The organism is Streptosporangium sp. NPDC004631 (genome assembly GCF_053601935.1).
Genome location: NZ_JBSGCR010000020.1, coordinates 106,800 through 107,896, shown reverse-complemented (window position 1 = coordinate 107,896; position 1,097 = coordinate 106,800). Strand labels below are relative to the sequence as shown.

General features: G+C 71.6%; 1 protein-coding gene. It reads right to left on the bottom strand.

Features of this window, described 5'->3' with window-relative positions; translation table 11 throughout:
• A partial coding sequence (locus ACWEF2_RS20735; RefSeq protein ID WP_453817452.1) for a WD40 repeat domain-containing protein occupies positions 1-1,097 on the bottom strand: 1,097 nt, incomplete at both ends.

The window sequence follows — 1,097 nt, the reverse complement described above, 5'->3', positions numbered from 1 at the left end:
ACGATCTGCCGGCCGGTAACCGCGTCCCAGATCCGCGCCGTGCCGTCACCTCCGGCGGTGGCCAGGGTGTGGCCGTCCGGGCTGAAGGCCACCGAGCGCACCGCGCCAGTGTGGCCGGTGAGTGGGCCGCCGATCTGCCGGCCGGTAACCGCGTCCCAGATCCGCGCCGTGCCGTCACCTCCGGCGGTGGCCAGGGTGTGGCCGTCCGGGCTGAAGGCCACCGAGGACACCCAGCTGGTGTGGCCGGTGAGTGGGGCGCCGACCTGCTGGTTGGTGGTCGTGTTCCAGATTCGCACTGTCTTGTCGTCTCCGGCGGTGGCCAGGGTGTGGCCGTCCGGGCTGAAGGCCACCGAGCGCACCGGGCCGGTGTGGCCGGTCAGGACGGCGACCGGTTTGCCGGTGGTCGTGTTCCAGATCCGCACGGTGCCGTCGTCTCCGGCGGTGGCCAGGGTGTGGCCGTCCGGGCTGAACGCCACCGAGGACACCCAGCTGGTGTGGCCGGTGAGGGGTGCGCCGACCGGTTTGCCGGTGGTCGTGTTCCAGATTCGCACCGTGCCGTCACCTCCGGCGGAGGCCAGGTGTTCGCCGTCCGGGCTGAAGGCCACCGAGAGCACCGGGCCGGTGTGGCCGGTCAGGACGGCGACCGGTTTGCCGGTGGTCGTGTTCCAGATTCGCACTGTCTTGTCGTCTCCGGCGGTGGCCAGGGTGTGGCCGTCCGGGCTGAAGGCCACCGAGCGTACCCAGCTGGTGTGGCCGGTGAGTGGGGCGCCGATCTGCTGGTTGGTGGTCGTGTTCCAGATTCGCACTGTCTTGTCGTCTCCGGCGGTGGCCAGGGTGTGGCCGTCCGGGCTGAAGGCCACCGAGCGCACCGAGTCGGTGTGGCCGGTCAGGACGGCGACCGGTTTGCCGGTGGTCGTGTTCCAGATCCGCACGGTGCCGTCGTCTCCGGCGGTGGCCAGGGTGTGGCCGTCCGGGCTGAAGGCCACCGAGCGCACCGGGCCGGTGTGGCCGGTCAGGACGGCGACCGGTTTGCCGGTGGTCGTGTTCCAGATCCGCACGGTGCCGTCGTCTCCGGCGGTGGCCAGGGTGTGGCCGTA